The sequence below is a fragment of the Nonomuraea sp. KM90 genome, assembly GCF_052246675.1.
GTDB lineage: Bacteria > Actinomycetota > Actinomycetes > Streptosporangiales > Streptosporangiaceae > Nonomuraea.
The window spans coordinates 23,801-39,464 of record NZ_JBQQCB010000071.1 but is presented as its reverse complement, the minus strand read 5'-3'; the positions used below and the strand labels follow the sequence as shown (position 1 = coordinate 39,464).

Annotated in this window: 13 protein-coding genes; 3 read left to right on the top strand and 10 right to left on the bottom strand. The window is 70.9% G+C overall.

Annotated elements, in window-relative coordinates; translation table 11 throughout:
* The 10 genes from ACTWPW_RS42160 to ACTWPW_RS42115 all read right to left on the bottom strand — a co-directional run bounded on the left by ACTWPW_RS42160 (position 1) and on the right by ACTWPW_RS42115 (position 10,555).
* On the bottom strand, positions 1-876 hold the full coding sequence (locus ACTWPW_RS42160) for an ATP-binding cassette domain-containing protein (RefSeq protein WP_443171979.1): 876 nt from the start codon (positions 874-876) through the stop codon (positions 1-3).
* Positions 876-1,817, bottom strand: a complete 942-nt coding sequence (locus ACTWPW_RS42155) for an ABC transporter ATP-binding protein (protein ID WP_443171978.1) — start codon at positions 1,815-1,817, stop codon at positions 876-878. Before ACTWPW_RS42155 ends, ACTWPW_RS42160 begins: the two co-directional genes overlap by 1 nt.
* Positions 1,814-2,698 (bottom strand): ABC transporter permease, encoded by an 885-nt coding sequence (locus tag ACTWPW_RS42150; protein WP_375115621.1) that lies wholly within the window; start codon positions 2,696-2,698, stop codon positions 1,814-1,816. Before ACTWPW_RS42150 ends, ACTWPW_RS42155 begins: the two co-directional genes overlap by 4 nt.
* 64 nt (positions 2,699-2,762) lie before the next feature.
* Entirely contained in the window at positions 2,763-3,758 is a 996-nt protein-coding gene (locus ACTWPW_RS42145) for an ABC transporter permease (RefSeq protein WP_375115622.1), read from the bottom strand.
* 78 nt (positions 3,759-3,836) lie between these two features.
* On the bottom strand, positions 3,837-5,594 hold the full coding sequence (locus ACTWPW_RS42140) for an ABC transporter substrate-binding protein (RefSeq protein ID WP_375115623.1): 1,758 nt from the start codon (positions 5,592-5,594) through the stop codon (positions 3,837-3,839).
* Positions 5,595-5,977: 383 nt separating this feature from the next.
* On the bottom strand, positions 5,978-6,553 hold the full coding sequence (locus ACTWPW_RS42135) for a calcium-binding protein (RefSeq protein WP_443171977.1): 576 nt from the start codon (positions 6,551-6,553) through the stop codon (positions 5,978-5,980).
* 140 nt (positions 6,554-6,693) lie between these two features.
* Positions 6,694-7,293, bottom strand: a complete 600-nt coding sequence (locus ACTWPW_RS42130) for a response regulator transcription factor (RefSeq protein WP_364114868.1) — start codon at positions 7,291-7,293, stop codon at positions 6,694-6,696.
* Positions 7,290-8,402 carry a sensor histidine kinase gene (locus ACTWPW_RS42125; protein ID WP_375115625.1) on the bottom strand — a complete coding sequence of 371 codons (1,113 nt, stop codon included), beginning with the start codon at positions 8,400-8,402 and terminating at the stop codon, positions 7,290-7,292. The genes ACTWPW_RS42130 and ACTWPW_RS42125 overlap by 4 nt, the downstream gene beginning before the upstream one ends.
* Positions 8,399-9,505: a sensor histidine kinase gene (locus tag ACTWPW_RS42120; RefSeq protein ID WP_443171976.1), complete on the bottom strand. Its 1,107-nt coding sequence runs from the start codon at positions 9,503-9,505 to the stop codon at positions 8,399-8,401. The genes ACTWPW_RS42125 and ACTWPW_RS42120 overlap by 4 nt, the downstream gene beginning before the upstream one ends.
* Before the next feature lie 45 nt (positions 9,506-9,550).
* Positions 9,551-10,555 carry a hypothetical protein gene (locus ACTWPW_RS42115; protein ID WP_375115627.1) on the bottom strand — a complete coding sequence of 335 codons (1,005 nt, stop codon included), beginning with the start codon at positions 10,553-10,555 and terminating at the stop codon, positions 9,551-9,553.
* A gap of 118 nt (positions 10,556-10,673) precedes the next feature.
* On the opposite strand from ACTWPW_RS42115, the gene ACTWPW_RS42110 reads away from it, so the two are divergent.
* The 3 genes from ACTWPW_RS42110 to ACTWPW_RS42100 are packed head-to-tail and all read left to right on the top strand — an operon-like array spanning position 10,674 to position 15,608.
* A complete protein-coding gene (locus ACTWPW_RS42110) occupies positions 10,674-11,588 on the top strand; it encodes an LLM class F420-dependent oxidoreductase (RefSeq protein WP_364114860.1) in 915 nt (304 codons plus the stop codon).
* A 44-nt stretch (positions 11,589-11,632) separates the two neighbouring features.
* On the top strand, positions 11,633-13,165 hold the full coding sequence (locus tag ACTWPW_RS42105) for a 3' terminal RNA ribose 2'-O-methyltransferase Hen1 (RefSeq protein WP_443171975.1): 1,533 nt from the start codon (positions 11,633-11,635) through the stop codon (positions 13,163-13,165).
* Positions 13,149-15,608 carry a polynucleotide kinase-phosphatase gene (locus ACTWPW_RS42100; RefSeq protein ID WP_443171974.1) on the top strand — a complete coding sequence of 820 codons (2,460 nt, stop codon included), beginning with the start codon at positions 13,149-13,151 and terminating at the stop codon, positions 15,606-15,608. Before ACTWPW_RS42105 ends, ACTWPW_RS42100 begins: the two co-directional genes overlap by 17 nt.
* The last annotated feature ends 56 nt before the right edge of the window (positions 15,609-15,664 follow it).

Below are 15,664 nucleotides of genomic sequence, written 5' to 3'. Positions count from 1 at the left end.
TCAGCAGGTCGCGAGCCGGGCGCAGGCCACGAAATGGCCGGGGTCGGCCTCCACCAGGCCGCCGGACGCCCCTCGCTCGTGGTACAGGCAGGTCTCCACCGGCAGGGCATCGTCCCACGCCTCGTGCAGGCGCGGCACGGCCGACAGCAGCTCGCGCGTGTACGGGTGCAGCGGGTCCCCGAAGACCCGATCGGTCAGCCCCATCTCCACCACGCTCCCCTTGCGCAGCACCACCGTGCGCTCGGCGAGGTAGTTGCCCAGGGACAGGTCGTGCGTGATGTAGAGGACGCTCAGCCCCCTGGCCTTCAGCTCGGCCAGCAGGTTGAGCACGTCGATGCGGGTGGAGGCGTCGAGCATGCTGGTGATCTCGTCGGCCACCAGCAGCTTGAGGTCCAGCAGCAGCGCGCGGGCGATGAGCAGCCGCTGGAGCTGCCCGCCGCTGAGCTGGTGGGGGTACTTGCCGAGCACCTGGTCGGGGCTGAGCCGCACGTCGCGCAGGGAGGTGGCGACCCGGTCGGCCCATTGGGCCTCGGGCACGGCCGGATAGTACGCCTCCTTGATCATGGCGAACACCCGGTCGGCCTTGAACACCGGGTTGAAGGAGCTGAACGGGTCCTGGAAAATGCCCTGGACGTGCCGGTAGTACGCCTTGCCCGCCCGTACCGGCAGGCCGTCGAAGGTGATCGAGCCGCTGGTGACCGGGTTCAGGCCGAGGATCATCCGGCCGATCGTGCTCTTGCCGCTGCCGCTCTCGCCGATCAGGGAGACGACCTCGCCGGGGACGACCTCGAAGCTCACCCCCCGCACGGCCGCGACGCTCTTGCCGCCGAAGGCGCCGACCCTGAATTCCTTGGTGACGTCGTCGAGTCTCAGCATCAGGCCTTCCAGCAGGCTACGTGGTGGCCGGGGGCGAGCTCGGCCACGGGCGGGTCCTCGGCGCACTCCTCGCCCGCGATCGGGCAGCGGTCGCGGAAGCGGCAGCCGGTGGGCGGGTTCAGCAGCGACGGCGGGCTGCCGGCGATGCCTTCGAGCCTGCGGTCGGCGTAGCGGACGCCGACCGCGGGCAGGGAGTCGAGCAGCAGCCGGGTGTACGGGTGCCGCGGCGCCTTGACGATCACGTCCGCGGGGGCCTTCTCGGCCAGCCGGCCGGCGTACATGACCATGATCGTGTCGGCGATGTGGTGGGTGAGGGCGAGGTCGTGCGTGACGAAGATCATGCTCTTGACGTAGCCGCTGTCGCGGAAGCCGAGCAGGGCGCGGGCGACGGCCTTCTGGGTGGAGACGTCGAGCGCGGAGGTGACCTCGTCGGCGATCAGCAGGGACGGGTCCAGCAGGGTGGAGATGACCATCACCATGCGCTGCTTCATGCCGCCCGACAGCTCGATCGGGTAGCGGTCGAGCACCTCGCGGGGCAGGCCGACCTGGTCCATCCGGCGTCCGAGCTCGGCGGCGTCGAGGGTCGCGCCCCTCGATCCGAGGAGCTCGGTGACCATCCTGCGGATCTTGCGAGTGGGGTTGAGCGCGCTCATGGCGTACTGGGGGATGAGGGAGACCTCGCGGAAGCGGAAGTCGTTCATCCTGCGGTCGTCGTCGATGGGCAGCTCGTGGCCGTCGAGCACGACCGTGCCGCCCACGCGGCGCATGCGGCTGTCCATGCGGATCAGGGACTTGCCCAGGGTGCTCTTGCCGCAGCCCGACTCGCCGACCAGGCCGAGGATCTCGCCGTCGCGCATCTCGAAGGACATGCCGTCGAGCGCGCGCACGTCGCCCTTGAGCGTCCTGTAGTGCACCCGCAGCTCGCTGACCTGCAGACTCATGTCTCCCTCAGTTTCGGGTTGAAGACCTCGTCGAGCCCGACGTTGGCCACGTACAGGGCGCCCACGATGGCGGTGATGGCCGCCCCCGGCGGCACGAACCACCACCACATGCCGAGCTGGAGGGCGCTCCACTGGCTGGCGTTCTGCAACATCAGGCCGAGCGAGACCCCGTCGGTGGGACCGAGGCCGATGAAGTCCAGCGAGGAGGCGATGAGCACCGAGCCGCCGAACAGCAGGATGAACGTCATGAACAGGTAGGAGCTCATGTTCGGCGCGACCTCGCGGGCGATGATCTTGCCGGTGCCGGCGCCGCTCATCCTGGCCAGGTCCACGAACTCGCGCGTGCGCAGCGAGAACGTCTGCGCCCGGATCGCCCGCGCCGCCCACGGCCACTGCGTCAGCCCGATGAACAGGCCCTGCACCGCCACGCTGCGGATGCCCAGGTATGCGTTGATGATCAGCAGCACGGCCAGGGTGGGGATGACCAGGATGACGTTGGTCAGCATGTTGAGGATCTCGTCCACCACGCCGCCCCGGTAGCCGGCCACGAAGCCGACGACCATGCCGATGACGGCCGCGATGCCGCCGCCGATCACCCCCACCACGAACGTGCTGCGCAGGCCGTGCACGAACTGGAGGAAGACGTCCTGGCCGAACGTGGTGGTGCCGAACCAGTTCTCGGCCGAGGGCGGGCTCATGGGGCGGGGGCCGTACTCGTTGGGGGTGCCGCCGGTCAGCAGCGGCCCGACCAGGCCGAGCACCAGCAGCACGAGCACGATGCCGAACCCGGTCACCAGCTTGCCGTTGCGCACCGCGAAGTAGAGCGCCTCACGGCGCACCCCGGCCCGCTCGCGCGGCTCGACTTCCTGAAGTGCGGTCATGAGGCCTCCTTCGTCGGCCTCATGACCAAGGTGCTGTGTCTATTGATGACCTCGACAAGCTCGGTCATGTCTGCGCACCCGCCATTCCCGCCCTGGTCCGCGGATCGACCACGACGTAGACGATGTCGATGATGAAGTTGGCGATCAGCACGCCGAGCACGATGAACAGGAACGTGCCCTGGAGGAGGAAGAAGTCCTTGTTCTGGATGGCCTTGAGGATCAGGCTGCCCAGGCCCGGATAGGCGAAGACGATCTCGGTGACCAGCGCCCCGGCCACCAGGACGCCCAGTTGCAGGGCCAGGCCGGTGATCTGGGGCAGGACGGCGTTGCGGAAGGCGTACCTGCGGATGAGCCTGCTGGGCGCGCCGAGCGCGGCCAGGTAGTTGGAGTAGTCGGACTCCAGCTCATAGATGATCATGTTCCGCATGCCGATGGCCCAGCCGCCCAGCGCCACCAGGAAGAGCGACAGGAACGGCAGCGTCCAGTGGTGCAGCAGGTCGAGCAGGAACGTCCACGACCAGTTGGGCCGCATCGAGAAGCTGTAGCCGCCGGCCACCGGGAACCATCCGAGGATCACGCCGAACCCCCAGGCCAGGAGCACGGCCAGCCACATGTACGGCATCGCCGTCAGCACGTAGCCCACCGGGAGCACGGTGTTGTCGAGCAGCTTGCGGCGCGCGGCGTACGCGCCGAACTGGTTGCCCACCACCCAGCTCAGCAGCACCGACGGGACGATCAGCGCCAGCGTGTACGGCACCGCCCGCGTGATCACGTCGCTCACCGGGGTCGGGAACAGCCAGATGCTGATCCCGAAGTCCCCCCGGAACAGCGCGCCCCAGAAGTTGACGTACTGCTGCCACAGCGGCTGGTCGAGGCCGAACAGGTTGTTGTAGTAGGCCCGCATGGCCTCGACGGCCTGGGCGTTGGTGACGTTGGCCCGCGCGATCATGCTGGCCACCGGGTCGCCCGGCATGAAGCGCGGGATCATCCAGTTGACCGTGACGGCGACGAAGAAGGTCAATCCGTAGATAAGCAGTTTTCTGCCGAAATATCGACGCACGTGATTCTCTCCGGGAAGGACCCTCCGCCCCCGCGGCGTTCCGGGGGCGGAGGGACAGGGGTTCGTCCGGCCGGATCGTTACGAGCCCGAGGGCTGCAACTGGGTGAGCGTCTCGAAGCCGCCCAGTTCGAGCCAGTTGCGCCACATCACGGCGCCGGTCTTGGGCGCGCTGCCGGCCGCGGCCGGCCAGTTCTTCCACACCTGCGTGCTCGACTGCGCCCACAGGCCGTTGTACCAGAGCGGGATGATCGGCATGTCGTCCAGATGGATCTGCTGGAGCTGGGAGATGACCTTCTGCATGCCGGCGGTGTCGTCGGTCTTGACCTGGTCGAGCTGCTGGACGAGGTCCCAGGCCTTGTCGTTCTCGTAGCGGGCGAAGTTGACGGTGTTCTGCTGCTTCTGGACGGGCAGCTGGAACATGTACTCGTAGTAGGTGTAGGGGGAGTTCGACAACTGCCGCTCGTTGTTGATGAGCAGGTCGAAGTCACCCTTGGCGCGCCTCTCGACCAGCGCGTTGAAGTCGGGGAAGTCGGGCGTGATCTGGATGCCCGCGGTCTTGGCGCTGGCGGCGATCGACCTGGCCGACTCCATCCAGTCGGTCCAGCCCGAGGGCACGATGAGGGAGAGGCTGATCTTCGAGCCGTCCTTGTTCTCCACGTACCCGTCGCCGTCGCCGTCCTTGTACCCGGCGTCGGCCAGCAGCTTCTTGGCCTTGGCCGCGTCGAACGTGAAGCCCGAGGCCGAGACCACGCTCTGGTCCACGAACTTGTCCCACTGCGGCAGCAGGCCGGTCGGACTGGCGGCCTTGACGAGGTTGCCGTACACGCCTTCGACGATCTTCTTGACGTCGACGGAGGCGGCCAGCGCCTTGCGGAAGGCCGGGTCGTCCATCGGCTTCTTCGTGGTGTTGGGCACCAGCCAGGCGGTGTTGGCCGACAGCATGTACGGAGGCTCGTTGTAGTAGGTCGTCAGGCCGAAGTTGCCCTTGACCAGGTTGGCGACGCCGGGCAGGAAGTTGTTGCTGAGGTCCAGCCCCTTCTGCAGCAGCAGGCCCATCGCGACCTCGTTGCTCGGGGTGGCGATGTCGACGATGTAGCGCGGCTTGGGCTCCATGTTCAGGGCCGTCTTGCCCCACCAGTCGTCACGGCGCTGCAGGACCACGCGGTCCTGGTCCTTGCTCATGAACTTGTACGCGCCCGTGCCCACCGGGTTCTCGTTGATCCCGTCGAGCACCTCCTTCTCGGAGCGGCCCTTCCAGACGTGCTCGGGGACGATCGAGCGGCTGTACAGGTTGAAGTCCCACTGCTGGTAGTTGGCCTTGGAGAAGGTGAACTTCACGGTCTGGTCGTCGACGGCCTCGACCGACTTCAGCCACTCCCACAGGTGGTGGTACGGGATGGTCTCCATCTTGCCGAGCTCGAAGGAGAAGACGACGTCCTTGGCGGTGAAGGGCTGGCCGTCCGACCACTTGATCCCCGGGCGGAGCTTGAGCTCGAAGGTGGTGTCGTCGGCCCACGCGCCGCTCTCGGCCAGCCACGGCTTGAGCTTGGCCGCGGTGGTGTCGTAGTGGAAGAGCGTCTCGTACACCAGACCCTTGGTGCCGACGGCCGAGTCCCATTCCCTGATCGGGTTGTAGTTGGCCGGCGGGCCCCACTGGGTGCCGGTGGTGTAGATCGTCTCGTTGCGCGGCAGCTGGTCGGGGTTGGCGCTGGCCACCGCGCCCTGGCTCTGCGGCTGTGAGGCCGGCGGGGTCGGCGTGGACCCGCCGCCGGTGCAGGCCGAGGCGAGCAGGCCCGCCGCCACGAGCGGGATCAGGATCCGAGCCCGGTTACGCATCGCTTCTCTCCTTCCTCCGCGCCCCGCGGCGCGAAGGTACGCACGTATGTCAGACACCCCGATGGACCGGCTCCGGCCGACACCTCCTGGGAGCGCTCCCAGACCTGACACAAAGACAGGCTCCCGCCCGGTGACCGTTCACTACGTCAATCTGCTGAACCGGATAAGTACCGCGAACGTAAATTCCGCGTGTCCACCCCGTCAAGAGCCGTGACGCTTTCGAGACGTGGCCCGCAAACGCTCTCATGCCTCCTGGGCTAACCGGTTCAACGATGCGAGCCCGTACCGGCGGTCAGCCGTCCTCCGCCCATGTCAGCTGCTGAAACCCGCGGTGCTCCCCGGCGGGCACGGGTGGCCCGCCGGGGAGCACCCGGGCGGTCGATCTACTCGCAGTCGGTCAGGATCTCGGCGTCGCACTTGTCGACGCCGTCACCGCCGTTGGCGCTGTCCGTGCCGGCGCCGCCGAGCAGGACGTCGTTCCCGGCCAGCCCGGCGAGCCGGTCGTCGCCGTCGTCGCCGGAGGCCATGTCCGTGTCCAGCCCGCCGATGAACATGTCCGCGCCCGGCCCGAGGACGACCCTCGACCGCAGCGTGGTCCGGTTGCGCAGCGTGTCGTCGCCGGCCGCCGTGTTCGCCGAGATGGTGGTGATGCCCGCGGCCGGGCAGACCGCCTCGTTCTTGGCCACCGCCACGCACGGCGCGGCCGGGATGACCAGGTCGCCGTTGTTCCGGACGACCAGCCGGCCGCCCACCTGCGAGACCAGGAGGTCGTCGGACACGCCTCCCGAGGTGATCTGCAGCACCGCGCCCGACACGCTCACGTTGGTGGTGGCGTGGGCGGGCCCGGCGACGGCGATCAGCGAGGCCGCCAGCGCCGCCCCTGCCGTCAGCGCGCGCACCCCGTGCCTGCGCAGGACAGTGGCCCTGGAGCGCCTCTCGGTCCCCCGTGTCGTACTCATGAGTTCCCCTCTGTCGGATGACAGGCCGCCGGGATCGGCGGCCGAGGACGAGTACAGCGCGGGAACCGCCCGGTGCTCAGTGCCGGAGCGGACAGCGCTTGTGTGCCGTTCTACGTGTCTTTCCCGGGCCTCTTCGAGAGTCAGAGCCAGCCCATGCGCTGGGCCGTGCGAATGGCCTCCAGGCGGTTCTGGGCGTTGAGCTTGGTCATGGCGCTCGACAGGTAGTTGCGTACCGTGCCCTCGGTCAGGTGCAGCTCGGCGGCGATCCTGGAGATCGTGGCACCGTCGCCGGCCAGACGCAGCGCGTCGCGCTCGCGCTCGGTCAGCGGGCTGTCGCCGGCGGCCATCGCGGCCGCCGCCAGCTCGGCGTCCAGGTAGCGGCCGCCGCCCTGGACCTTGCGGATGGCCATCGCCAGCTCCTCCGCCGAGGCGTCCTTGCCGAGGAAGCCGCTCACGCCCGCCGCCATGGCCCGGCGCAGGTAGCCGGGGCGGCCCAGGCTCGTCAGGATGACGATCTTGCACTGGGAGCTGATCTGCTCGGCCGCGCTCAGGCCGTCCATGCCCGGCATCTCGATGTCGAGCACGGCCACGTCGGGCCGGTGCTCGGCGACGGCGGCCATGACCTCGTCGCCGCGCCCCACCTGGGCGACGACCTCGATGCCGTCCTCCAGGTCGAGCAGGGCCGCGATGGCGCCGCGGATCAGGTGCTCGTCGTCGGCCAGCAGCACGCGCGTGGTCATGCCGGCACCGCCGCCCGCAGCAGGTAGCGGCCCTCGTGGGTCGGCTCCGCCTCCAGGGTCCCGCCCGCCGCGCGCACCCGCTGCGCCAGCCCGGCCAGCCCGTTGGGGGCGTGCTCGCCCACCGGCCCGCTCACCCCGTCGTTGGACATCTCCAGCACCCCATCCTCGATCGTGATCGTGCAGCGTTCGGCCCTGCTGTGCTTGAGCACGTTCGTCGCGCCCTCGCGTACGACGGTGGCCAGCAGCGTGCGCGTCTCGGGCGTCAGCGAGCCGGTCTCCGCGCGCACGGTGCAGCGCACGTCGGCCGCCTCCAGTACCGCCCGCACGCTGGCCAGGACCTCGTCCAGGTCCACGGCCCGGTAGTTCTGCACGACGGTGCGCACCTCGCGCAGCGACCGCCGGGCCAGGTCGCGCACCTCGAACATCTCGGCCGCGGCCGCCTCCCGGTCGGCGGGCAGGGTGTGCTCGGCGTGCTCCGTCCTGACCGCCACGTCGCTGAGGCTCCGCCCGAGCAGGTCGTTGAGATCTCGGGCGAAGCGCAGCCGCTCCTCGGAGACCGCCAGCCTGGCCTGCGCCTCCTCGCCCTCGTGCGCCTCCAGGGTCAGGCGCCAGATCGCCAGGTTGGCCCGCACCGCGCCCACGGAGAAGACGGTGAACAGCAGCTGGACCGCCGCCAGCAGGGTGATGTCCCACCCGCCGTCCCACCACATGTACAGGTTGGCCAGCACGATCGAGGCGGCGGACAGGACGACGGCCGCGCGCAGGCGGACGAAGGGCGCCAGCAGCGCCATCCAGGTGGGGATCGCCCAGACCTGCGAGAACACGGTCAGCAGCACCAGGACGATCGCCCCGGTGACCGCCAGGATGGCGGTGGGCCGCGGGCCACCTCTGACGGCGATCCGGAACGGTCGCGTGCTGAGCACGTTGAAGGCCAGCAGCAGGGCGCACCCGGCCAGCACCTTGAGCACCGGGAGGCCCGCCTGCCAGCTCAGGTAGAAGCCGAGATATCCGAGGAGGGGGAACACCAGGATGATGTCCGTGCAGTAGACGATCAGCCAGCGGACCTTGGTCAGCTTGGACGCGTTCCGCATCCGGTCGAACGCCTTCACGCCGGGACCGCCGCGCGCAGGAGGAACTCCCCGTCCGGGGTGGGCCCGGCGGTGACCGAGCCGCCCGCCGTGACCAGCCGTTCGGACAGGCCGCGCAGGCCGGTGCCGGGCGCCGCCGAATGCGCCGTCACGCCGTCGTTCCGGATCTCGAGCACGCCTCCGTCGATCCTGATCGCGCACCGCGTGGCCGTGCTGTGCTTGAGGACGTTCGTACCCCCCTCGCGCACCGCCCAGGCCAGCAACGCCCTGGCGGGTGGCGGCAGGTCGTCGACGCTGGCCTCGATCGCGCAGTCCGCGCCCGCCGCCTCGAGCGCGGCGCGCAGCCCCACGAGCTCCGCGTCCAGGTCGAGCTCCTGGTAGCCGTGCACCGCCTGCTGCACCTCGAACAACGACTCCCCGGCCAGTCTGCGCACCATGGCCATCTCTTCGGCCGCGCGGTCCACGTCCTTGGTCGCGAGCTTGGCGGCCAGCTCGCTCTTCAGCGTGATGACCGACAGGCTGCGCCCGAGCAGGTCGTGCAGGTCGCGGGCGAAGCGCAGCCGCTCTTCCGCCACGGCCAGCCGGGCCCTGGCCTCGCGGCTCTTGTGGGCGTCCCTGATCACCCACCAGAGCCAGCGCCACAACAGCATGGCCAGGATCATCATGACGGCGTTGAACGCCTCGGCGGCCAGGACGCCCGGCCATGACCGCCCGGTGATGAGGACGACGTAGACGGTGATCGCGGAGACCACCGTCGCGGACAGCCATACCGTCGTCCACGGCCTCAGGTGGAGCGCGGCCAGCGCCAGCCACAACATCGACGTGTCCACCCATACGGCAGTCTCGTCGCCGAACTGCAGCATCAGCGCCACGGAGAGCAGCCCCGCGATCAGCAGTCTCGGCGACGGCTTGGGGCGGTGTTCGAAGGCCGCCCTCAGGATGAGAGGGAAGAGCCCGAGGAAGCCGGCCAGCAGGACGAGGACGAGCACCATCTGCGGGATGGAGAGCCGGCCCTCCACCACCGCCGCGAGCATGAGCACCACGTACATCAGGGCCATGAGCGCGACGGAGCCGTCCATCCAGTACAGCAGGATCTTCCTCGCGGTCTCCGGACGCGTCGCCATCACGCCCTCCCCTGCTGACTGACAACCTCCCCGGTCAGCGAGATCCTATCTTCCGGGTGGACTTCGCCAAAGAATTCGTGACACGTCCGGCTTTGGCGTGACTCCTCGCAGTGACAACCACGCCAGCCCGTGACGGGCGGCGTACGCGGCCAGCTTGCGGGCGTCGAGCTCGGTCAGGTCGCCCTCGCCGGCCAGCACCGGGGTCAGCGCGATGCGCCGCCACGCCTCGGCGGGGTCCGCCAGGTCCTGGGCCAGCGCGATCTGCTCCCCGGCGGCCTCCACGGCCGTCGCCACCCGGCCCAGGCGCCCGCCCTCGGTGTCGCGGGGCTCGATGGGCGCCAGCAGGTTGACGGTGCCGATCTCCGCGCCCGCCTCGCGAGTGGCGCGCAGCATCTCGACGTCGCCCGCGGCCAGCCCGTACCGGCGCAGCGGCAGCGTGAAGCTGACCCGCAGCGGCTGCTCGCGCTGCATGGCGTGGATGGCCCGCGCGCGGCGCAGCACCGCGGCCCGGTCGGCGCTGTCGCGGACCTCGAAGTCGATGCTGCCGGCGTCGAACGCCCCGACCACCCGGCGGTAGGCGGCGGCCAGCCCGCCCGGCCTGGTGCAGGTGGCGGCCAGCTCCTGGCCGTCGGGTCCGCCGAAGACCGGGGCGGCGTCGCCGCCCATCGCCCTGAGCCGGCCGATCCGGCCGGCCACCGGGTTCCGGCCGGGGTCGGCGAGGCCGCTCCACTTGGGGGCGCAGCCGTCGCCGCCCGCGACGAGGTGGCCGAGGGCGTAGCGGCGCACTCCGGTGCGGCGGGAGTCGGCGGGCAGGTCGAAGGCGGGCTCGCGGGCGGTGTCGACGAACGCCACGAACGCGGCGGCCGGCTGCTCCGCCGTCGCGGGCGCAGGCGTTGCGGGAGCCCGCGCGACCGGCGGGCGCGCGGGCGGCGGAGCCGCTCCCGCGGGGAGCAGGTGGATCGCCGCCGCGGTGCCGGCGGTGAGGGCGAGCGCGCCGAGAACGGCGAGCGGACGCGGGAGCGTACCGGGCTCCCTCCTGTGCCGAGGCATAGGCCACCCCAGGTGGTCGATCGGCTACAAACGGCCTGGCGGGTGAACGCTAGCAAGCCCGTACGGCGTGGCGCGGGCCTTTTCCGGTTCGCGTCCGTTGTGTGCGGATAATGTGCTCATGAAGCTGCGGATCTTCACCGAGCCCCAGCAGGGCGCGACCTATGACGACCTGCTCGCCGTCGCTCAGGCCACCGAACGGCTGGGTTTCGATGCTTTCTTCCGGTCTGACCACTACCAGCGCCTCGATCCGGGCGACCCGGGCCCCGGCTCGACCGACGCGTGGATCACGCTGGCCGGCCTGGCGAGGGACACCTCCACGATCCGGCTGGGCACGCTGGTGACGCCGGCCACGTTCCGGCTGCCGGGGCCGCTGGCGATCAGCGTGGCTACGGTGGACCGGATGAGCGGTGGCCGGGTGGAGCTGGGCTTTGGCACCGGCTGGCACGACGGCGAGCATTCCTCGTACGGCATCCCGTTCCCGCCGCTGGGTGAGCGGTTCGGGCGGTTCGAGGAGCAGTTGGAGATCATCACCGGCCTGTGGACGGCGGAGAAGGGCTATTCCTTCGAGGGCCGCTACTACCGGCTGGCCGACTCCCCCGCGCTGCCCAAGCCGGCCCAGCGGCCGCGGCCGCCGCTGATCATCGGTGGCCTCGGGACCAAGCGCACGCCAAGGCTGGCGGCGACGTACGCGGACGAGTACAACGTGCCGTTCCACACGCCGGCCGACACCGGTGCGGCGTTCGTGCGGGTGCGGCAGGCGTGCGAGGCGACCGGCCGTACGCTGCTGCTGTCGGCGGCGCAGACCGTCGTGGTCGGGGCGGACCGGGCGGAGGTCGAGCGGCGCGCGGCCGCCATCGGCGAGAACCCCGTCACCCTGCGCGAGCACGGCCTGGCCGGCACGCCGGCCGAGGTGCTGGACAAGCTCGGCAAGCTCGCCGAGTTGGGCGCCGATCGGGTCTACCTGCAGATCATGGACCTGAGCGATCTGGAGCACCTGGAGCTGATCGCCGCCGAGGTGCTGCCGCACGTGTAGTAATCGAATAGCGGCGCTTTGCGGGGTTACGGCAGACTTGGGGGGTGCTGCTGACGATCTCCACCACCGCCTGGCCCGCCACAGACCTGGGCTTTCTCCTGCACAAGCATCCAGAGCGGGTGCAGGAGTTCAGCCAGTCGTTCGGGACGGCCACGGTGTTCTACCCCGAGGCGGGCGACGCGCGCTGCACGGCGGCGCTCATGCTTCAGGTGGACCCGATCGCGCTGGTCAGGTCGCGCGGCAAGAACTCGCCCGACTTCAGCCTCTCCCAGTACGTCAACGACCGGCCCTACGCGGCCTCCTCGCTGCTGGCCGTGGCGCTGGCCGACGTGTTCCGCACCGCGCGGGCGGGCCGCTGCAAGGCCCGTCCCGAGCTGCCCGGCACGCCGCTGCCGCTGGAGCTGCGCCTGCCCGCGCTGCCCTGCCGGGGCGGTCCCGAGCTGGCGCGGCGGTTGTTCGAGCCGCTCGGCTGGGAGGTGGACGCGCGGCCGGTGCCGCTGGACGAGGGTTTCCCCGACTGGGGTGATTCCCGCTATGTCGGGCTCACCCTGCGCGGGACCACCCGCCTGCAGGACGCGCTCAACCACCTGTACGTCCTGCTGCCCGTGCTCGACGACGGCAAGCACTACTGGATCGCGCCCGACGAGGTGGACAAGCTGATCAGGGCCGGTGAGGGCTGGCTGCACGGCCATCCCGAGCGCGGCCTGATCACCCGGCGCTACCTGGGGCGGCGCTGGGCCCTGGCACGCACCGCGCTGGCCCGGCTGGCCGAGCTGGGCGACGAGACCGAGGAGCGGCTGGAGCCCGCGGTCGAGGAGGAGGCCCCCGCGGACGTGACCGCCGCCGACGAGGCCGCCGCCGCGGAGGCCGAAGCCCAGGAGGGCCAGGCGCAGGAGGGCCAGGCGCAGGAGGGCCAGGCGCAGGAGGTTCCTGGGCCGGGGATTCCCGGGCAGGGTGAGGCGCCCAAGCCGAAGGCGCTCAACGTCCGGCGGCGCGAGGCCGTGCTGGCCAAGCTGGAGCAGCTCGGCGCGGCCAGCGTGATCGACCTCGGCTGCGGCCAGGGCGAGCTGGTCGGCGCGCTGCTGACCAGGCCCCGCTTCACCAGGGTCGGCGGCATGGACGTCTCCTCGATGGCGCTCACCATCGCCGCCCGCAAGCTGCGCCTGGAGCGCATGCCCGACGCCAAGCGCGCCCGGCTCACCCTGTTCCAGGGCGCGCTGACGTACGCCGACAAGCGCCTGGCCGGCTACGACGCCGCCGTCCTCATGGAGGTGATCGAGCACGTCGACCCGCCCCGCCTGGCCGCGCTCGAACGCGTCGTGTTCGACCGCGCCCGGCCCCGGCACGTGCTCGTCACCACCCCCAACATCGAGCACAACGTCCGCTACGAGTTCCTGACCGGCCTGCGCCACCCCGACCACCGCTTCGAGTGGACCCGCGCCGAGTTCGCCGCCTGGGCGCGGCGGGTGGCCGGCCAGTTCGGCTACCAGGTCGCCGTCGAGCCGGTCGGCGACGACGACCCCGAAGTCGGCCCGCCCACCCAGATGGGAGTGTTCACCCGTGATCAGCGTTCCTGAGCTCTCCCTCGTGGTGCTCGTCGGCGTGTCCGGCAGCGGCAAGTCGACGTTCGCGAGCAGGCACTTCAAGCCCACCCAGGTCATCTCCTCCGACTTCTGCCGCGGCCTGGTCTCCGACGACGAGAACGACCAGGCGGCCACCCCGGCGGCCTTCGACCTGCTGCACCACATCGTCGGCGTGCGCCTGGCCAGGGGCCTGCTCACCGTGGTCGACGCCACCAACGTCCAGTACGCCGCCCGCAAGAGCCTCATCGACCTGGCCAGGAAGCACAACGTGCTGGCCGACGCGATCGTCCTCGACGTGCCGGAGGAGGTGGCCATCGAGCGCAACGCCACCCGCCCCGACCGCGCCTTCGGTCCCGGCGTGGTGATCCGGCAGCGCAAGGACCTGCGCCGCTCGCTCGGCAAGATCTCCAACGACGGCTTCCGGCGGGTGCACGTGCTGCGCGGCCTGGAGGAGGTCGACCAGGCCGTCATCACGTACGAGAAGGCGTGGTCCGACAAGACCGAGCTGACCGGCCCGTTCGACATCATCGGCGACGTGCACGGCTGCCGCTCCGAGCTGGAGACGCTGCTGCGCGAGCTCGGCTGGCAGGGCCTGCGCCACCCCGAGGGCCGCACCGCGGTGTTCGTCGGCGACCTGGTGGACCGCGGCCCGGACACGCCGGGCGTGCTGCGCCTGGTCATGGACATGGTCGAGGCGGGCACCGCGATCTGCGTGGCCGGCAACCACGAGCAGAAGCTGGTGCGCGCGCTCAACGGCCGCCAGGTCAAGGCCACGCACGGCCTGCAGGAGTCGCTCGACCAGCTCGCCGCGCAGCCGCCCGAGTTCGTGGAGCGGGCCAGGGTGTTCATGGACGGACTGCTCAGCCACTACCGGCTGGACGGCGGCCGGCTGGTCGTCGCGCACGCGGGCCTGAAGGAGGCCTACCACGGCCGCGCCTCCGGCCGCGTACGCGCGTTCGCCCTGTACGGCGACACCACCGGCGAGACCGACGAGTACGGCCTGCCGGTCCGCTACCCCTGGGCCGACGAATACCGCGGCCGCGCCATGGTCGTCTACGGCCACACCCCGACCACCCGGCCGGAGTGGGTCAACAACACGATCTGCCTCGACACCGGCGCCGTGTTCGGCGGTCACCTGACCGCGCTGCGCTACCCGGAGCGGCAGATCGTCCAGGTCCCGGCCGAGAAGGTCTGGTACGAGCCGGCCAAGCCGCTGTCCGCCACGGGCCGCGACCCCGGCATGCTCGACATCGGCGACGTGATCGGCACCCGGCACGTCGAGACCAGGTTCGGCTCCCGGGTCAAGGTCATGGAGCAGAACGCCGCCGCCGCGCTGGAGGTCATGAGCCGGTTCGCGGTGGACCCGCGCTGGCTGGTCTACCTGCCGCCGACCATGGCCCCGCCGGAGACCTCCAAGCTCGACGGCTACCTGGAGCACCCGCACGAGGCGTTCGAGGAGTTCGCCGCCGCCGGGGTGCGCGAGGTCGTGTGCGAGGAGAAGCACATGGGCTCGCGGGCCGTGGCCGTGCTGGCCAGGACGCCCGAGGTGGCCGCGGCCAGGTTCGGGGTGGACGACGGGAGCGCGGGCGCGATCTACACGCGTACCGGGCGGCCGTTCTTCGCCGACACCGCGCCGCTGGTCGACCGGCTGCGCGCGGCGTGCGAGCCGCTCTGGGCCGAGCTCGGCTCCGACTGGGTGGTGCTCGACTGCGAGCTGCTGCCCTGGTCGGCGAAGGCCGGCGAGCTCATCAGGTCGCAGTACGCCTCCGTCGGGGCGGCCGCCCGCGCCGCGCTGCCCGAGGCGGTCTCGGCACTTGAGGCGGCGGCCGGGCGCGGGCTGGGTGTGGGCGATCTGCTGGACCGCACCCGACGCCGCCTCGACAACGCTGCCCTGTTCCGCGACGCTTACGCACGCTACTGCTGGCCGGTCGACGGCCTGGAGGGGATCCGGGTCGCGCCGTTCCAGATCCTGGCCTGCGAGGGGCGGGCCACGGCGCTGGAGCCGCACGCCTGGCACCTGTCCACGCTGGGGCTGCTGGACTCGCCGCTGATCACCCGCACCCGGCACGTCTTCGTCACGCTGGACTCTCCCGGGTCCAGGGCCGAGGCGACGGCCTGGTGGGAGTCGATGACGGCGGCCGGCGGCGAGGGCATGGTGGTCAAGCCGGCCGCGTACGCGCCGGGCCGGGTGCAGCCGGGGGTCAAGGTGCGCGGGCGCGAATACCTGCGCATCATCTACGGCCCCGACTACACCGAGTCGCTCGACGTGCTGCGCCGGCGCTTCCTCGGCAAGAAGCGCTCGATGGCGTTGCGCGAGTACGTCCTCGGTCTGGAGGCGCTGTCGCGGCTGGCGGAGGGCGAGGCGGGCTGGCGGGTGCACGAGCCGGTGTTCGCCGTGCTCGCGCTGGAATCGGAGCCCGTCGACCCGCGGCTCTGATGGGCATACAAGGGTGATCAGCGGGTAGTTCCCCGACCATTCGGGGGAAGGTCCGG

Excerpts from the sequence above, each read along its gene's own strand:
- ACTWPW_RS42110 (WP_364114860.1), top strand. The coding sequence starts at position 10,674 with ATGAAGCTGCGGATCTTCACCGAGCCCCAGCAGGGCGCGACCTATGAC.
- ACTWPW_RS42130 (WP_364114868.1), bottom strand. The coding sequence starts at position 7,293 with ATGACCACGCGCGTGCTGCTGGCCGACGACGAGCACCTGATCCGCGGC.
- ACTWPW_RS42120 (WP_443171976.1), bottom strand. The coding sequence starts at position 9,505 with ATGGCGACGCGTCCGGAGACCGCGAGGAAGATCCTGCTGTACTGGATG.
- ACTWPW_RS42115 (WP_375115627.1), bottom strand. The coding sequence starts at position 10,555 with ATGCCTCGGCACAGGAGGGAGCCCGGTACGCTCCCGCGTCCGCTCGCC.
- ACTWPW_RS42135 (WP_443171977.1), bottom strand. The coding sequence starts at position 6,553 with ATGAGTACGACACGGGGGACCGAGAGGCGCTCCAGGGCCACTGTCCTG.
- ACTWPW_RS42160 (WP_443171979.1), bottom strand. The coding sequence starts at position 876 with ATGCTGAGACTCGACGACGTCACCAAGGAATTCAGGGTCGGCGCCTTC.
- ACTWPW_RS42140 (WP_375115623.1), bottom strand. The coding sequence starts at position 5,594 with ATGCGTAACCGGGCTCGGATCCTGATCCCGCTCGTGGCGGCGGGCCTG.
- ACTWPW_RS42150 (WP_375115621.1), bottom strand. The coding sequence starts at position 2,698 with ATGACCGCACTTCAGGAAGTCGAGCCGCGCGAGCGGGCCGGGGTGCGC.
- ACTWPW_RS42155 (WP_443171978.1), bottom strand. The coding sequence starts at position 1,817 with ATGAGTCTGCAGGTCAGCGAGCTGCGGGTGCACTACAGGACGCTCAAG.